Here is a 17,228-nt window from a genome sequence, read left to right as displayed (position 1 = left end):
AGCGCCTCCTATTTATTTTGGCGGTCATCAGGCATCACGGTTAAGGTCAGCCCTTTCACATTCACAATGGTGACATGATCACCTTGTTTGAGTTGTTGATGGTCTTTGGTTTTGGCTCGCCATAGCGCACCATCGAGTTGAACGCGCCCTTCGCCATCGATAAAGTCATCGCTCACGACAGCGATTTTCCCAGGGTAAGTTTCTAAACCTGTTGTCACACGTCGTCGGCGTATTTTGAGCAGCAGGCCGACCGTCAACACGATCAGCGCGACAGAAAAGATAGAAATACCGAAAATTAAAGGAAGGGCGATCTGAAATCCTGGCAACTCACTGTCCATTAGGAATATGGAACCGAGCACAAAGGCGACAACACCACCTAAGCCCAAAATGCCAAAGCTCGGACTGAATGCTTCCGCGATCATCAGTGCAATTCCGAGTAACAGCAGACCAAGCCCAGCGTAGTTCACAGGCATCATTTGTAATGCATACATGGCGAGGAGCAAACAAATACCACCCAACACGCCGGGTAAGCCAATGCCTGGGTTGTAAAACTCAAGAAGCAAACCGTAGATACCAATGAGCATCAGGATGTAGGCGACGTTTGGGTTTGTGATAACGGCTAGCATTTCTGCTCGCCAATCGGGTGTTCTTTCAATCCATACGGGATCTTTTAGTGACAATGTCACATCACGATTGTTAACTTTAACAGTTTGTCCATCAATGGCTTTGACTAAATCCTCTGGTGAGTTGGCTATATAATCAATAACGTTTAACTCCAATGCCTCTGTGGCGTCCAAACTCGCTGCTTCGCTCACTGCTTTCTCTGCCCAATCTGCATTTCGGCCATGAAGCTTTGCTAAGCCTTTAATATAGGCTCTAGCATCATTAATCACCTTTTTCTCCATCGCGGTTTTCGCGGGAACTTTCTCTGAACTTTCGTTGGTTCCTTCTGACGTTTCTTCCGCGTTTTGATCTTTGCCATCATCCGATGAAGGGGGCTGAGGAGCACCACCTAACGCGACGGGTGTTGCCGCGCCAAGGTTGGTGGCTTCAGCCATGGCAGCAACGTGGCTGGCGAGTAAAATGTATGTCCCTGCGCTAGCCGCTCTTGAGCCTGACGGGCCAACCCAAGTCGCAACTGGAGTGGAGGAGGTGGTAATCGCGTGAATAATATCTCTCATTGCGCTGTCTAAGCCGCCAGGAGTGTCCATCTCTAAGATCACTAAACTGACACCGTTGAGTTGTGCCTCTTCTATCTCACGAGACAAGTAGTCGCTGGTAGCAGGACCGATAGCGCCTTTGACGGGAACAATCCAGACAGTATTGGCCAGTGCTTGACTAGCAAACAAAAGTAAAGGTAAGACCCATATCCATAGTCGCTTCATGCAGTCCTCCTTGTGCGGTCACAGGGACTTTTTGAAAACCTAATTCAAGTATATACGCAGTAATACTAGTGCAAATAAGTAATTGATCACTCGAATTAGTCATATCAGCATTTATCATGGCATATCTGAGGCTACGGGCCTTAATATGAATATCGGTAGTCACGAATCGTGGGGCGTCTGGTGTGAAAAGGTTCAACAAAAAGGCAAAGTGACGGTAATCACTTTGCCTTCCTAATGTGTCTTAGAGGAGAGAGACTAACTGTTTATGTGGCGAGAAAATTGAACGAGTGCTTGCTCGGCAGGCATCGGTTTGTGGAAGTAAAAACCTTGCAACTCATCAATATTCCAAACTTTAAGCTTGCGTACTTGGCTCGCGGTTTCAACACCTTCGGCGACAATAGTTAAGCCTAACTCTTGAGACATGTTGGCAATGTTTCTTACCAGTGTTTTCGCTCTGTCATTGGTTTCAATCTCGTCGATATAAGATTTATCCAGCTTCACAATATCCAATGGAAAATTACATACACTACTGAATGATGCGTATCCAGTACCAAAATCATCCAAAGCGAGTCCAACACCAAGTCGCTTGATGTCTTGAATGCTTTGGATTGATTCTATTTCTCCGCCCATCAACATACTTTCGGTAATTTCAAGCACAAGCTGGCCCGCAGAGAGGTTGTATTGAGCCATCACTTTTTTTAGGTAGGGCATCAGTCCTGAATGATAAAAGTGCTGCGCGCTTAAGTTCACATGCACGCTTAACATCGACAGACCTTGCGCATGACGAACTCCATTGAGCCGACTGATAAATTCGCACGATTGTTTGAGAATGGACTCTCCCAATTCGACGATAAGTTTTCCTTGTTCTGCCATCGGAATAAATACTTCTGGTGAAATCATCCCTAATGTTGGATGTTGCCAACGAGCAAGTGCTTCAAAGCTAATGACTTCAGTGGTTTTAGCATCCACGATAGGCTGGAAAAAAGGTTTAATCGCATCTTGTCTAATGGCATTTTCTAAATCGCGATTGATCACCATAGACGTTTCCGCTTGCTCTGATAGTTCTTCATCAATGACTAATACTTCGTGAGAGTGACGACCCTTAGCGGATTGTGATGAGAAACGTGCTGCAAGCAGCAAATGCTCGACAGATTGGTGAGTAATGTTTAGGTCCATCATCACCGCTTTGCTGTCTAATGACATCATGATCCCGGAGAGCTGGACCTTATGTGACAAATGATTCAGTAATCGATTGGTAGCATCTATCGCTTTTTGGTGGTGCTCGATATCTGGAATCAAAACGATAAATTCATGCTCACTAATTCGGCCTATTTGGAATGCCCCTAATTGCTCGCGTATAGCGGATGCGATGTATTGAATCACTTCATCAAAAATGAGGTGACCGTATACCCCTGCAATTTGTTTGAGGGTCTTACTGTTAATGTACACAAACGAAAAATGGTTTGGCCGTGTCTCTACGAGTTCGTGCAGAGCATTGAGAATGACAGGACGGTTACAGAAACCGGATACCGGATCAAAGTCGGTGAGTTTTTGGATCATTTCTGCTTGCTGTTTTGTCTCTCTCATATCCTGAAGCAATAACATCAGTGCACTTTGACCATGATGTTGAATGAGCGTGGCTTCTATCAAACAGTCGATTTCTTCTGTATTGCTATCGAGCACCTGCGCTTCGAATTGTGTTTTACCGTTTTTCAGCTCTCTGAACATGGCGTCAACTCGACATTCATCGTCCTCCGATGGGCACAAGGTGTCTAGAGGACGATCTATCAATTGCGATTTGCTGTAGCTCAACAGACCTAACGCGCGTTGGTTGACATCGACAATTTTACGATCGATAACAATTAGCATGCCTAGTGAGGAGCTATGGTACAGAGCACCAAACTTTTCCATCGAGTCTTTCAATTGCAGTTGGGTTAACGATGTATTTTTAGAGAGCTTTTGTACCAGTTTTGTCGCTAACTCTAATTCGTCTACTTTTACAGAGTGCAAGCCTTCAAGCTGGTATTGAGAGGCGATTTCGCTTATTCCTTCAGCAAAATGATTAAAGCGAGTGGCGACCTTATTTTTAAACGTGATGTAGGTGCCGGCAGCGATGATTGATGCTACAACGCCAACTGTTGCAAACAGATACATGAATAGCGTATTACCTTTCGCATAATGCTCTCGCTGTGTTTTCGTTTTTAGCCATGCGATTGGTTCACCAGATAAATCAGAGAGTGAGGCCCATTTTGTTATTGACCGCGAGGTCTTCTCTATATCCCGCATCTCACTACTGTCTGATCCACTTACCATCTGCGTCTCTAATGAGTTTTCCGCAGTTAAAATGGATTTAAAGTCTCCAGGAAAGCGCAAAGATAGGTTTCTTCCCCAAAGCATCCATCCGTTAGAAGGGCGGTCGCCTTCACTGTTTCTAACTGGGCTGAGGCTAAGACCCCAAATAGTATCGTTGATTTTAAACAACCCTGAGATGCTCTCTCTATGGATATCAAGCTTGTGATTCATGGACTTGATGTAATCTTGAAGAGTAGGTTGATTCGCCATTTTAGCGGTGAGTTCTGAAGAAGTGTCGGGGTTATCCTCACGAGTTAAGGAGAGCAGGGTTTGCCCATTAGTCGTGATAAACGCCATCATATCGAGGTTTAACGCATCAATGCTCTCTGTGTAAAGGTTTCGCTCGGTATATTTCGCAATATCACGATCAACAAACAGATCGTACGTTTCGTCCCAGTACGCCCAGTCGTATGAGGCGCTTTCTTGCTGGCTCACCATCATGTCGATGACAGCGAGTGCTTGCTGATTCGCATGGTTAATTTCCATGTCTTCGAGCTCATCTAAGCTATACAGGAAAAAATAACGGCTAATAAAAAGGAAGCTGATGACCATGCCCAGCAGTCCTAATGAAAAGTATAGGGCGGTTTTATAGCGAAGATTCAAGTTAAACAAGCGAAGTGTTTTCATTAAAAAATAGTTATAGATGTTAATTCACTGAAAGTGTACGACATGTTCTAACAGAAATTGTTGATATAGATTCAAATTATAGAGATAAAATGAAGGATTTGCTGAGCTGATATGGTAAGTGAAACGTTTGCCCTAATTACTAGATTTTCGTGTTTGCAATTAAAATGCTCAATAACGTACCGCGCATTCAAATTACGGTTTAATCGTGCAGCTAGTAAAGGTATAAATCTTTTTATAAAACAGTCTATTAGTGTAACTAGTGCTTTTCTTCTGTATCTAAAGTTCTTTTGTAATAGTAAACTGCGAAAAAATGATGGGTAATTATGATGTTTATTGTTCAACGCTTGGTCAAACTGGCCATTATCTGTGCCATTTTCTTTACTATCTTCGATCTCATCTCCTATGGTGAGATTACTTGGGTTCAAAGGTTGCTGGCTTCTATAAGCTAAAATATGCACACATAACTCCACGAAGCGAGTCAATTCTTCGTTACTCGCCTTCGTCATTTGCTCCTTATGTGAGCTTTAAATAAAAGTCCCTCCGCGTGCAGCTCTGGTAACCGTTTTCCATTAATGGAAAAAATCTAAAAATGCAACTAACTTCATACTAATGGCAAGTGTAAGGTATGCAGTTGATGAGGCAATTCAGCATAATCACATTAGTTGTTGTGGCACTCATTTTGAGCCAAGCAACAATCGCAAGAAATGCTAAGGTGCTAGGTGATATTTCGTTAGTTCAGCCGATAGAAGGTGACCCTGTCGTAGATATTAAGCTGGCGAGAATTGGCTGGCATCTCTTTCGTGATCCTCAGCTATCTTCAAACGGTAGCATCAGTTGTGCGACGTGCCACAACTTGCAAACCAATGGCGCTGAAAATACCCCCGTCTCTACAGGAGTGAAAGGTGATGGAACTCGAAATTCCATCACAGTGTTTAATGCAGCGTTAAATTATCGTTTTTTATGGGATGGTACCGAAAACACTTTGATGGCTCAGATTGATGGGCCAATCCACAATCCAATAGAAATGGACTCAAACTGGCAAACAATAGAGCAGTACGTGAAAGGAAGCGAACGTTATCAAGCGCTATTTAGTCGTGATGGTGAGCTACCGATTAATATTAACAATATTAAGTCCGCCATTGTGGAGTTTGTCGAAGGGCTCCAAACTCCAGGTGCACCATTCGATGCCTACTTACTGGGTTACACCCATGTCCTCAGTGAGCAGCAAATTAGGGGGTGGAAAACATTTCAGTCTTCAGGTTGCGTACAGTGTCATCAGGGCAAAAATATTGGCGGAGCGATGATACAAAGGTTCGCCTATTTCAAAGATAAGCCAGTAGTAGAGGATTCGGGACGGCACCTGATTACGACGGAAAGTGAAGAACAATTCTATTTTAGAGTCGCCAGTTTACGTAATGTCGCCCTAACAAGCCCTTATTTTCATAACGGACGAGTTGACCAGTTATCTGAGGCGATACAGATTATGGCGAAAACGCAGCTCGGAATTACGATAAGCGATGAAAGTGTCGCTGATATTGAAGCGTTCTTACAGTCCTTGACAGCACCCAGACCCGTGATTTTAGAGGTGTTGGAAAATGAGTAAATTCAAACTGGTTAATCTCTGCTTTTTTATTGCCATGCTGACGTGTTGTGTATTGGCGTATATGTCACATGTGAATTCAAAAAGTGCACAAGAATTCCACGCGGAGTTGACGGATATTGGGCACAAGTTGATTGAAGAGCGCGATGTTATCGTGAATCGATATGCGGTTGAAGATAGGAAGAATTATGAACTGACGACATCTTTAGTAGATATAGAAGTCGCAGCTGAGAACTTGCTAAATTCATCAAGGGAGTCAGTTTGGTTCCCTGTGACGCCCAATCATAAAAAAGTTGAGGATACGCTCAATCTATTCAAAAACCGTGTGCTTGATACAACGCTGAAGCTCGATATGTTGATTGGCGTTCAGGTAGAGAATCAATACGCGTTATTAATGCTATTCAACTTATATCAGCAAGATATTTCTACCGATACCGGAAAGACGTTGAGTGGGCATCACTATTTTGAGTTTCTCAACCAACTGCTTTTGACACAAAACGTAGTTGAGAGTGAAAGTGAAGCCAATTTCTTAGATCGGCTTCAAGCGAGCGATAAAAGGATAGAACTACTCACGAATGAACTGCTTGATCATGGATACTTTGTTTTTATCGAGGATGCGGAGCATCGGCTACTCAATATTGCCCAAAGTGAAGCGCGTTTCACTTGGTTGTTTGTTTTTATTGCCGTGATGTTGTTAGTCAGTGCATTTTTGTATCAGTCGCAATATCGAATGTACAACTTGAAACAATTGAACCTCGAAATCGAGGAGGCTCGAAATAAAGCCGAGCGAGCAGCAAAAGCCAAATCAAGTTTTCTCGCCGCAATGAGTCACGAATTAAGAACGCCGATGAATGGTGTATTAGGCCTTTCTCAAATGATTGCAGAGGAAACCAAAGAGCCGACGACTAAAGAGTACGTGAAAGTCATTCTTGATTCTGGCCAACACTTGATGACGATTCTTAACGATATTTTGGATTTCTCTAAAGTTGAAGAAAACAAACTGGAATTTGAGCAGGCTAAGTTCAATTTAGACCAAGTCATTTCTCCTGTGTGTAGCGCAATAAAACCGCTCATCGATGAAAAAAATATCGAATTGATCGTGGAAAATGAAGTGCCTGAATACGTTGAATTTACCGGAGACTGCGCACGTTTACGACAGATCTTGTTTAATCTTGCTGGCAACGCCGTGAAGTTTACCAGTGAAGGGCATGTGTTAATCAGAACGGAACTTGATAAGGTAAATCAGTGCTTGGTGATGATTGTGAGTGATACTGGTATTGGTATCGCGCTAGACAAGCAAGAACATGTTTTCAATTTGTTTGAGCAAGCCGATTCTTCAACTACCCGAAAATTTGGAGGCACAGGGCTTGGTTTGGCAATAGTTAAAAAATTAACTGGCTTGATGGATGGCAAGATTACATTGAAAAGTGTGGAGGGCGTCGGAAGTCAATTCATCGTCGAACTGCCCATTCCTTGGGTTGAATGCGAACTTCCAAAGGCACAAGAGCCTCCAAAAACTCGCAAGAAAACACACAATTTACAGATATTGCTTGCTGAAGATAATCGAGTGAACGCCATTGTGGCGAAAGGGTTTTGCGAAAAGTTGGGACATGAGGTGGATGTTTCTGAAAACGGATTGGTGGCGGTTAAAAAGGCGAGAGATAATGAATATGATCTGATTTTGATGGACAATCACATGCCTGAGATGAATGGTGTTGAGGCGACGCGTGTGATTCGAAAAGAGTTAGGTATCAAAACATTACTCTTTGCGTATACGGCAGATGTCTTTCGTGAGGCGCATGATAGCTTTATTGAAGCCGGAGCGGATCATGTGCTTACAAAACCGCTACAGCAAGAGAGCTTTTCGGACGCTCTTAAACAGTTTGCTGCGAGGCTCGAACCAAAAGAGAATTTACCATTAACGAATGACAACAACGTTCTTCAGTTGCAGCGCAAGCCAATAGAGAAGTTACGGCTGACAGAAGAAGAGTTATCCAGTTCAGAGATGCTCATTTCTTTGCAAGAAGCGCCGGAAGCGATAGATGAGCTACTAAAAAGTATTATTGTCGATTTTGAATCATCGGTTGATGAACTTATTGATTATTTTATGGCTGAAGATTTCGCGTCTCTAGAAGACACGTTACATAAAACAAAAGGTATGGCATTGAACCTTGGTTTGCCGATTTTAGCTGGACAAACGGAGGCGCTAGAAAACACGCTCAAAGCGAAGCAAACTCCTGAAATTGAGCGGTTACAGATGCTAATCAACCGATTACAAGTTAACATCCATCAGGCTAATCGACTTCTGGATGACATACAGAAAAAAAACGTCGATCCTCAACAAATTTTGTAACCTCTCTGAGTTCATGCGTTCCTTACCTTGTTTCGTTATGGTTTACTATGACGTGAATGGATGTGTTGATTCGTCAATGAGAAAATCAGGGAGTTAGAATGAGTAAGCATTCCGCTTTAATCGAATGGCATCGCGAAGCTGACGAAGTATTCAGTGATAACCAGTATAGTCGGGCGCACATTTGGAAGTTTGATGGCGGGTTGCAAGTCCCTGCGTCACCATCTCCACACGTAGTGCCGTTGCCATTATCTGTAGAAGAAAACGTTGATCCGGAAGAAGCATTTGTTGCGGCACTTTCCAGTTGTCACATGCTTGTTTTTCTTTCTATTGCGGCGAAACGACGTTACGTTGTGGATCGCTACCTAGATGAAGCAGTAGGGGAGCTGAAAAAAGGTGAAAATGGAAAAGAATGGGTGTCTAAGGTAACACTAAACCCTAAGATAACATTTGCTGGTGATAATCAACCGACACGATCTCAATTAGAAAAAATGCACCACATGGCTCATGAGAATTGTTTTATCGCCAATTCGGTTAAAACTGAAGTGACGACGCTTATTGCAGATTAAATGAAGCTCTTTGTCAAAGCGCAGTGTATCGCCGAATAGTGTTAAGCCAGCAGTCAGGCTGCTGGCTATTGTGAACTAAACGATGCCTTGCTCGATCATCGCATCAGCGACTCTTCTAAAGCCGGCAATGTTTGCGCCTAAAACTAAATTACCAGGTTGACCAAACTCTCGACTGGTTTCGTTTGCATTAATAAAGATGTTTTTCATGATGGTCTGTAACTGGCTATCGACTTGCTCAAAGGTCCAGTTTTGCATGCTGGCATTTTGTGCCATTTCAAGCTGACTGGTTGCAACGCCGCCTGCATTGGCTGCTTTCGCTGGCCCATAAGCCATTTCGGAATCCACGATGATATTGGCCGCATCACGAGTGGTTGGCATGTTTGCGCCTTCACTAATCAAAACACACCCATTATCGATAAGAGCAAGAGCATCGTTTGACGTTAGTTCATTTTGGGTCGCGCAAGGGAATGCGGCGTCAGCTTGATATCGCCATACAGCATGCCCTTCATTAGGATAGTCACCCAACGGCGTATACTCTGCTTCAGGGTAAGTGTCTAAATACTCTTCTAAACTTGCTCTTTTCACTTCTTTAAGTTGCTTGAGGAGCTGCAGGTCAATACCGTGCTCATGATAGATCGTGCCTCTAGAATCGCTGCATGTTACTGGGGTTGCTCCCATGTGGTATAGCTTTTCAATTGCATAGATAGCGACGTTACCTGCGCCAGAAACGAGGCAAGTTTTGCCTTTGAGTGAATCATTACGGTCATTGAGCATGCATTCCGCAAAATATACGGTTCCATATCCCGTTGCTTCTTTCCTAACAAGTGAGCCCCCCCAAAGAAGGCTCTTGCCTGTAAGTACCCCTTCGTAGCGGCCCGTCAATCGCTTATATTGACCAAACATATAACCAATTTCACGCGCACCGACGCCGATATCGCCAGCAGGAACATCGGTAACAGGACCAATGTGGCGGTATAACTCGTTCATAAATGATTGGCAAAATCGCATGATTTCACCGTCAGATTTTCCTTTAGGATCGAAATTTGAACCGCCTTTTCCGCCACCAATTGGAAGGCCAGTAAGCGCGTTTTTAAAAATCTGTTCAAAGCCGAGGAACTTTATGATGCTCGCGTTCACTGAATGATGGAACCTCAGTCCGCCTTTGTATGGACCTAACGCGGAGTTAAACTCGACGCGGTAGCCTTTGTTTACTTGCACATTCCCTGCGTCATCGACCCAAGGAACTCGAAACATGATTTGACGTTCTGGTTCTACGATTCTTTGGATAATCGCTTGTTCTTTATATTTATTATTGCTTTCTATGACAGGAGCGAGAGAAGTTAATACTTCTTCTACGGCTTGGTAAAACTCTTTTTGAGCCGGGCTACTGTGTTGCAACGCAACAATAGTATCGTGTATGTGTGACATAGATCTCTTCCTTGATATGAATAAGCAATCAGTTTATATGAATTTATTCCCATTAAATAGTGATTTTGACTAATTCTCAATGGCTATAATGGTCTTTCCTGCGGATGAGAACGCTCAATTTCCAACTTCTGGTCGTATTGATGAGGAAGATTAAGTGAGTGACATGATTGGATGGTTGAGTGATCGGTTTCACATATAGCGAGCAGAAGCCAAATTAGTCGATATTGTTGTGCTGTCACGCAAACTGTTTTTGTTAACTCGGTGTTAACATTTGAGCGTGTTGACTCGAAAAAGATAAAAATATGCATGAGCTTAAGACTCTGGACTCGTTTATTCAGCAAGACGGTCTACCAGTGTTTGGCCATCTTGATGGGATTCCCACATCTTTACAGTTAGATAAGTTTACCTACCTTGATGAGATGGATAAGCCAGCGTCTAAGTGGCGCCGTTACTGTGATTATAAGCAGTTTCAGTTCGTTAATTTGGTCACACCTAACTACGTGATTGGGGTTGCGATTGCGGATATTAGGTATTTAGCATCTGGTTTTTGCTATCTGTTTGACATTCAAAATAATGAGTTAGTGGAGCAGCAGTGGTTAAAGCCTTTTAATATTGATTATCAAACTCAGCCTTCCAGTTGGTCTAGTCATGCCCATCTTGCTGACAAAAGTATTCAGTTTTCTATTCAGAATGGTATTTGGCACGTCCACTTTGTGACAAAGTCTGTCAATGCTGATCTCTACTTACGTCCAGAAAGTATGAGTTTGCCATTAATGTTATGTACGCCAACCGGTTATGCGGGTTGGACTTATACGCAGAAGCACAATGCGTTAACGGTAGATGGCAATTTATTCATATTAGGAAAGGAACAAGATCTCTCAGAAGTGGCTGCTGGTTACGACTTTTCCGCTGGGTACATGCGACGGGAGACAAGCTGGCGGTGGGCGAGTATTAATTGCTTTGAAAGCGGCAGACGATTGGGGCTGAACTTAGCTGCAGGCGTCAATGAAACGGGCTACTGTGAAAATGTATTCTGGATTAATGGTGAACGGCATTTTTTACAGTCTGTTCAGTTTCAATTTTCACGAAATGATGAAGGACAAAGATGGCATATCACGTCGGAAGATAAACGGATTGACCTAGTGTTCACGCCTTTAAACCGACGTTCAGAAAAGAAGAACTTTTGGTTTCTCAAAAGCAATTTTCGTCAATATATCGGCTATTTCTCTGGCTACATCGTTGATGGGAATGGTATCAAACATCAGTTAGAAGAAGTCATAGGTCTTACTGAAGATCACTATGCAAAATGGTAGAAACACAATGGATTGGACACAGTTGATGGAACGCCCTGAATTACTTCTGATGATTTTGGCGCCAGTTTTCTTTTTATGTATGGTTGCAGAGTACTGGTTTGGACAACGAAGGGGACGTTTACCTGAAAGCGCGATGTATTATATTCCGGAAGTTGTATGTAATTTTGTACTTGCGGGCTTACACCAAGCGACAGACATACTCACGGGTTTACTGATTGCTCAGTTATATTTGTGGTGGTTTGATTGGCGATTGTTTGATATCGAAATGAGCGTTTCAGCGTTTTTGCTACTTGTCGTTCTGCAAGACTTTTTCTATTACTGGTTTCATCGAGCTAGCCACCGTATTCGTTGGATGTGGGCTGCGCACGTGGTCCATCACAGCTCGGAGAGAATGAATTTCAGCACCGCGTTTCGTCAAAGCTTGATGTATCCGTTAGCGGGAATGTGGATTTTCTGGTTGCCTTTGGTGATTATTGGCTTTGATCCCAAGTGGGTCGTCTTCGTTGTGCTGTTTAATCTGGGCTTACAGTTTTTTGTTCATACTCAATCAATTCGCTCGCTTGGACCGCTAGAGTGGGTATTTAATACGCCATCTCATCATCGTGTTCATCATGGTATAAACCGTCAGTACATCGACAAAAATTACGCGGGAGTGTTGATTATCTGGGATCGGATGTTTGGAACGTTTGAACCAGAAGTGGAAACCGTTAGGTATGGAATTTCTAAACCGGTAAACAGCTTTAATCCCATTCGTGTGACGTTTGCAGAATGGAAAGACATGTTTTATGACGTAACACGACCAAATTTAACGTGGAAACAACGTTGGCGCTGTCTATTTGCTCCGCCATCGGATTCTTTTGAGTAGATTGAGATAAAAGAGATTGGAGCGGGCAGCGGGAATCGAACCCGCATCATCAGCTTGGAAGGCTGAGGTAATAGCCATTATACGATGCCCGCGCATCGATAGGACTCAGTTAATATGCCACACTGAACGAAAAAGAAAAGTCTTTTCTCATCAATTGTTTGTCAGGTGCCTAAAAAAGTAGCGTCTTGGTGTTAAAGTGTCCATTGTCTCTGTTTTTCAGGAGGGTCAGCGATTCCGCTTCTAAAATCGATGGCTGCTAATTAGGGGCAAACACACTGTCTACTAGCGTTTAGGCATTGATGATATTCAAGATTGTCAGTGTAAAGGTTAATCGCGTTTATTGAACAGTCAGGTTTCATGGTCAAGACTAGATATTGAAATGATTACTTTTTACTGCTGAAGCGTATGTATAGCACTAGCGTAATTCCGCTGAAACAGTCAGCTTAACCAAAGGAGATTTAACATGTGGAAAGGTTTGATATTAGGGGCGGTGATGATGCTCGTATCGGCTTGTACAACCGTAACGACGGATGTCGATAAGCAAGCCGATTTTTCAGCTTACAGAACGTTTGATTTCGGTGCCCAAGCAGAAGCCCCTACGAGTATTGATGGTCGACGTATTGAACAAGGATTGGCTGAACAGCTTGAAGACAAGGGCTTAATTAAAGTGAATAGTGGTGGGGACCTTTACGTTCATCATGATATCGTCGAAGAGTCCGAGCTTGTCTCTTCTGGGTCTTCGGTGAGTTTCGGTTATGGTTGGAATAGCTTTGGCGTGATCACTTCAAGCCCGGAACGATACAAAGAACGTAAGTATGGCAAACTGGTGGTAGAACTTGTTGATGCAAAGGCTAATCAGGTTGTGTGGAAAGGTGTTTCAAGCAGGAAACTATCTGAGTCTATGAGCTCTGAGAAAAGAGAGTCTCTGATTGAAGAAGAAATTGCGAAAATGTTTGAAAACTACCCTTACGGTGAAAAATAATTAGTATTCTTAACGATTAAGAATACTAATTGCCAATCGTTACGCACAGAGTTAAAAGAACTTACTATTTTGGTTTTGGTTACCTTTGTGCGTACGACTCTGATTGCTTTACTCGGACTACTTTTCTGCTTGTTGGCTCCGAGCATGAGTCTGGCGCACTCATACCCAAATTTTCTTTCCTTTCATAACCAGAATATTGCTGTTGACGCTAAGTCGAAGCACTTTTCAGAACACCCTGTCTCTCCAATACAACAAGACTATCCGAGTTTAAACAGCCGGAATATATTGAGGGTTAGCCATTCTAAGGAAACGAGCTCGAACGACGATGTAGAACTCGAATGGTTTGAAACGCTTGCTGTAGTATGGTGGATACATCGTTCGGCAATTCACTCGATGGGGCTGCTAAAACGCATCGGCAATGAGGCTTTAGGTCGTTGTGTTGAAAGTATTTTTACTCATTCTAAATACAGAATCGGTGCGAGGAAAGAATCGAATCTCATATACCGCTTTATACATGCTCGCTAACACATTCCATGTTTTTACAATTTTTGGTTAGTTATGCTTAGGAGCGGTTTATGTTTGATTCGATAATTCAGGTCTTGAGTGCCTTTTGGCATCAAGATTTCACGGCGTTAATGGCGCCAGGCGGTGCAGGATTGGTTTATTTTGTTGTTGCTGCGCTTATCTTTTTGGAAAGTGGTTTTATTCCTGCTGCGCCATTCCCATGCGACAGTGTCGTCGTATTATCCGGTACGCTGGCGGCGGTTGGTGTCCTTGATCCAATAATGATCATGTTGGTGATAGCTGTTAGTGCGGGATTGGGAAGTTGGGCGGCTTACTTACAAGGCAAGTGGCTAAATCGCTTACCTAAGGTTCAAGGCTGGGTAAGCGCGGTTCCTCAAAAGCGTTTGGAACAGGTCGACGTATTGCTCAGTAAACATGGATTGATCGCGCTTTTTTGTGCGCGGTTTATTCCGGTTGTTCGTTCCCTATTGCCATTAATGATGGGGTTGCGAGTGAAACGTATTAGTAAATTCCATTACTTTGCGTGGTTGAGTGCGATTTTATGGACGCTGATATTATGCGGTTTTGGTTTATTGCTTCCTTTGCTACCAGAGAATATGAGCAAAGCGATCACAATGCTATTAATGGCGGCCCCAATAATTACTCTTGTGATTGGGGTGCTTAGTTTCTTGTTTGTTAAAGCACGTCGAGCGTTCTGTAAATCCAAGGATGTGTCAGAGTTTTCTCAGTAAGTTTACTTTGATTTGCACTTTTAAGCTTGTATACAGATTAGACATCTAATCGGCTGGTTTTTATCAGTAAAAAGAAAGGCGCAATGTGTGCGCCTTTCTTTTTGAGTGTCGTTAGGGTTTCGAGTTTAATAGCCAATGCTATATAGGTACTCGCCAACCTCTTTACACTGAGACTTGTAGATAGTTTCTACTTCGGATTCATTCTTATCTGCTGCTTTAAATTCAAGCTCAGCAGAAGATAACTGGCTGAAACTATAGTTTCTTTCAGACATTAGGTAGTGTCTGAACATCGCTCTGTGTTCAGGAACCGCAATACGTGCATTAGAAACATTGGCACACTCTAGCAGAGTCTCATTGCTCATTTCTTCTGGCTTTGCTTCTGTGTTAGCGAAGGCTGAGCCCGTTGCAAATAGTAATGCTAGTGCGATAGTCGTAGCGAATTTTGTCATTATATGGACCTCAAATTGGTTCTAGTAACAATGAGCGTATTGGTTCTCATCGTTACATTTCCGTGTTCTCTGTATGTCATAAAAAGTTAAACAACAGGGAAGGCGTTGCGACCATGAGTAAAGACGTACATTAAATTGGCTTCTTTTCTTCCTGAAAGTCGATAGAGAGAGCGTTTACTCATCAGCCCGCCGTAACCATCAAGAGGTAAGCGAGATGCTTGTTTTGCCAATTCCAATAGTGGTGGGGAAGCGAAAGCAACAAGTAAAAAGTAATCAGGAGTAAAATCAGATGATAAAACACCATCAGTGGCGGATGTTCGGCGGCAGGAAACCAGCGCTAACAACTCGCGCTTTATGTGCAGATAATAACCTTCTGAGCCCCAAGAACTTGGAGAGGCAAATGTATGGAATTCGCTGTGTGCTAGTTCAAAGTCGTCTTGTTGCGCGAGTTTAAGCAAGCGTTCAGAGGTGTAATGTTTAGCGTGGTGATACGTATGCGCATATGAGGCAGCGATGAACCCTGAAAATAGGGACAATGAAAGCATCAATAATATACGGTGTAGATAACGCAAGAAGTAACCCTAAACATATAACGTCATAGACTATCACTATGACTACGGAATCTTAGTGACACTATGATAACAATGAAAATCGGTGTCTGACCAACTCAGCGTATACTAACGAGATGGAAGAGGGATGAACAGAGTTTTCTGATGTTATTTGGGTATAAGCTAATACCTAAATAATTTTAGCGTTGAAGCAAGCGAAAACTGGAGAAACAGGTAAAGAGAGTCATGAGACAAGGAAGCTTGAGTCAATCCGATTATTTGTTGGGGAAGAAATAGAGCATTCTTCCCCACATAATTTGCACCGTGTTATGCGCTTGCGTAAATAACACTGCCGCCTTTTATGGTGTCAATGATCTCACGAGACAACTTCTTTGGCAGTGCAGGGCAACCCCAACTGCGCCCAAGGTAACCATTCTTCTTGATAAAAGAAGGGTTAGCATAGTCGGCACCGTGCACAACGATATAACGCTCGCGAGCTTTATCGTTCAACCCTGAGCTTAGACCATCTAATCGAAGTGAATAGCCATTTGAGCCGTAGTAGGTAGTGTCAGTCAAAAACGTACCCAGCGATGTTTTACGCGAGTTCACCACATTTGAAAACTGCGTCGCTGTTTTCTTTCCACTGTTCACACCGTGAGAAACATAAGTATTGTAGATAAGCTTCTTTTTATCTAAATCAACCACATAAAAGCGTTTTTCAGTCGATGGTTTACTATAGTCGATGATGGTTAGTACTGATTTCTTTCTATCGGGTGTTTTTTGGTACGCGATATAAGCGTCACGAAACAATTTAAAGTCTACTACGCCATCTAACTTTGCTTGTTTGAACACTTGTTCAATTTGATTCTGTGGTATGTGACTTTTGACTTCGTTATCTGCTTGTTTTGCAAAGGCAAAAGGAGAGGCAGACAGAAATGTCCATATAAATAATAAAATTAACTTTTTCATCTTGGCTAAATAAAACTCTATGGTGTTACAAATTTACCGATTGCTTCATGCATTCGTTAAAACAACATGCACATCAATATAATTCTATTCCCAATGTTTCTTATTGTACGCTTAGGTACTTAATATTGGGTTAACGATAAGTTTTCAAGTTAAAAACTAACTGTTTGAAACTAAAATAAATTATGAAGTTAATCGATTGTTTCGATAAACTTCGGCATAAATAATATCTGATATGCGTAATTAATAAAACTGTGTTTAAGGATATTTGTGAGATGGCGAATTTATAAAAACGACGTTTTATTTTTTCTAGATTAGAAACTCTTTTTATTTCAATGTGTTTGTCTTTTGTGCGTCTATTCAGCCTGCGTTTAGATTTGTGATTTGACTCGTAACAAATCGTAACGTCAACTCGTTATGTGTGTTAGTGCATTTTAAGTGAGTGGGTAAACAACAAGATGGATAAGAAAGGTAGAGAAATACCGAGAAGAAGGGCATTTCCTGTTCACAAGTGATAAAGCTAAGTCTAAGTGGAGCC

General features: G+C 42.6%; 13 protein-coding genes and 1 tRNA gene. 7 read left to right on the top strand and 7 right to left on the bottom strand.

What is annotated here, in order from left to right; genetic code table 11:
* Nucleotides 1–8 precede the first annotated feature (8 nt).
* Together NL644_RS05635 and NL644_RS05630 are read right to left on the bottom strand one after the other, a co-directional pair.
* On the bottom strand, nucleotides 9–1,385 hold the full coding sequence (locus tag NL644_RS05635) for a nodulation protein NfeD (RefSeq protein WP_253658140.1): 1,377 nt from the start codon (nucleotides 1,383–1,385) through the stop codon (nucleotides 9–11).
* Nucleotides 1,386–1,640: 255 nt separating this feature from the next.
* Nucleotides 1,641–4,289 carry an EAL domain-containing protein gene (locus tag NL644_RS05630; protein WP_253658139.1) on the bottom strand — a complete coding sequence of 883 codons (2,649 nt, stop codon included), beginning with the start codon at nucleotides 4,287–4,289 and terminating at the stop codon, nucleotides 1,641–1,643.
* Nucleotides 4,290–4,998: 709 nt separating this feature from the next.
* On the opposite strand from NL644_RS05630, the gene NL644_RS05625 reads away from it, so the two are divergent.
* From NL644_RS05625 to NL644_RS05615, 3 genes are all read left to right on the top strand, one after another.
* Nucleotides 4,999–5,967: a cytochrome-c peroxidase gene (locus NL644_RS05625; RefSeq protein WP_253658138.1), complete on the top strand. Its 969-nt coding sequence runs from the start codon at nucleotides 4,999–5,001 to the stop codon at nucleotides 5,965–5,967.
* On the top strand, nucleotides 5,960–8,317 hold the full coding sequence (locus tag NL644_RS05620; RefSeq protein WP_253658137.1) for an ATP-binding protein: 2,358 nt from the start codon (nucleotides 5,960–5,962) through the stop codon (nucleotides 8,315–8,317). The genes NL644_RS05625 and NL644_RS05620 overlap by 8 nt, the downstream gene beginning before the upstream one ends.
* Before the next feature lie 98 nt (nucleotides 8,318–8,415).
* Nucleotides 8,416–8,883: an OsmC family protein gene (locus tag NL644_RS05615; RefSeq protein ID WP_005392541.1), complete on the top strand. Its 468-nt coding sequence runs from the start codon at nucleotides 8,416–8,418 to the stop codon at nucleotides 8,881–8,883.
* Between the two features lie 75 nt (nucleotides 8,884–8,958).
* On the opposite strand, the gene gdhA is transcribed toward NL644_RS05615, so the two are convergent.
* Nucleotides 8,959–10,311 carry an NADP-specific glutamate dehydrogenase gene (gene gdhA / locus NL644_RS05610; protein ID WP_039437518.1) on the bottom strand — a complete coding sequence of 451 codons (1,353 nt, stop codon included), beginning with the start codon at nucleotides 10,309–10,311 and terminating at the stop codon, nucleotides 8,959–8,961.
* Nucleotides 10,312–10,613: 302 nt separating this feature from the next.
* Here gdhA and NL644_RS05605 point away from each other — a divergent pair, with 302 nt between their 5' ends.
* Both NL644_RS05605 and NL644_RS05600 read left to right on the top strand, forming a co-directional pair.
* Nucleotides 10,614–11,624, top strand: coding sequence for a DUF2804 domain-containing protein (locus NL644_RS05605; protein WP_253658136.1), 1,011 nt, complete (start codon nucleotides 10,614–10,616; stop codon nucleotides 11,622–11,624).
* A 7-nt stretch (nucleotides 11,625–11,631) separates the two neighbouring features.
* Entirely contained in the window at nucleotides 11,632–12,489 is an 858-nt protein-coding gene (locus NL644_RS05600) for a sterol desaturase family protein (RefSeq protein WP_085344412.1), read from the top strand.
* A 17-nt stretch (nucleotides 12,490–12,506) separates the two neighbouring features.
* Here NL644_RS05600 and NL644_RS05595 read toward each other — a convergent pair.
* Nucleotides 12,507–12,581 (bottom strand) — tRNA-Gly (locus NL644_RS05595).
* Between the two features lie 371 nt (nucleotides 12,582–12,952).
* On the opposite strand from NL644_RS05595, the gene NL644_RS05590 reads away from it, so the two are divergent.
* Entirely contained in the window at nucleotides 12,953–13,471 is a 519-nt protein-coding gene (locus tag NL644_RS05590) for a DUF4136 domain-containing protein (RefSeq protein ID WP_005397138.1), read from the top strand.
* 575 nt (nucleotides 13,472–14,046) lie between these two features.
* On the top strand, nucleotides 14,047–14,727 hold the full coding sequence (locus tag NL644_RS05585) for a DedA family protein (RefSeq protein ID WP_164665540.1): 681 nt from the start codon (nucleotides 14,047–14,049) through the stop codon (nucleotides 14,725–14,727).
* 125 nt (nucleotides 14,728–14,852) lie between these two features.
* On the opposite strand, the gene NL644_RS05580 is transcribed toward NL644_RS05585, so the two are convergent.
* The 3 genes from NL644_RS05580 to NL644_RS05570 form a co-directional block, all read right to left on the bottom strand.
* Nucleotides 14,853–15,176: a hypothetical protein gene (locus tag NL644_RS05580; protein ID WP_046875977.1), complete on the bottom strand. Its 324-nt coding sequence runs from the start codon at nucleotides 15,174–15,176 to the stop codon at nucleotides 14,853–14,855.
* Nucleotides 15,177–15,262: 86 nt separating this feature from the next.
* Nucleotides 15,263–15,721 (bottom strand): hypothetical protein, encoded by a 459-nt coding sequence (locus NL644_RS05575; RefSeq protein WP_164665869.1) that lies wholly within the window; start codon nucleotides 15,719–15,721, stop codon nucleotides 15,263–15,265.
* A 330-nt stretch (nucleotides 15,722–16,051) separates the two neighbouring features.
* Nucleotides 16,052–16,693 (bottom strand): murein L,D-transpeptidase catalytic domain family protein, encoded by a 642-nt coding sequence (locus tag NL644_RS05570; protein ID WP_006741014.1) that lies wholly within the window; start codon nucleotides 16,691–16,693, stop codon nucleotides 16,052–16,054.
* Between the last annotated feature and the right edge of the window lie 535 nt (nucleotides 16,694–17,228).

It is taken from the genome of Vibrio sp. Y10_XG_PY6, from assembly GCF_024181795.1.
GTDB lineage: Bacteria > Pseudomonadota > Gammaproteobacteria > Enterobacterales > Vibrionaceae > Vibrio > Vibrio diabolicus.
The sequence above is the reverse complement of the archived record's forward strand: the minus strand, read 5'-3'. Positions and strand labels throughout refer to the sequence as shown.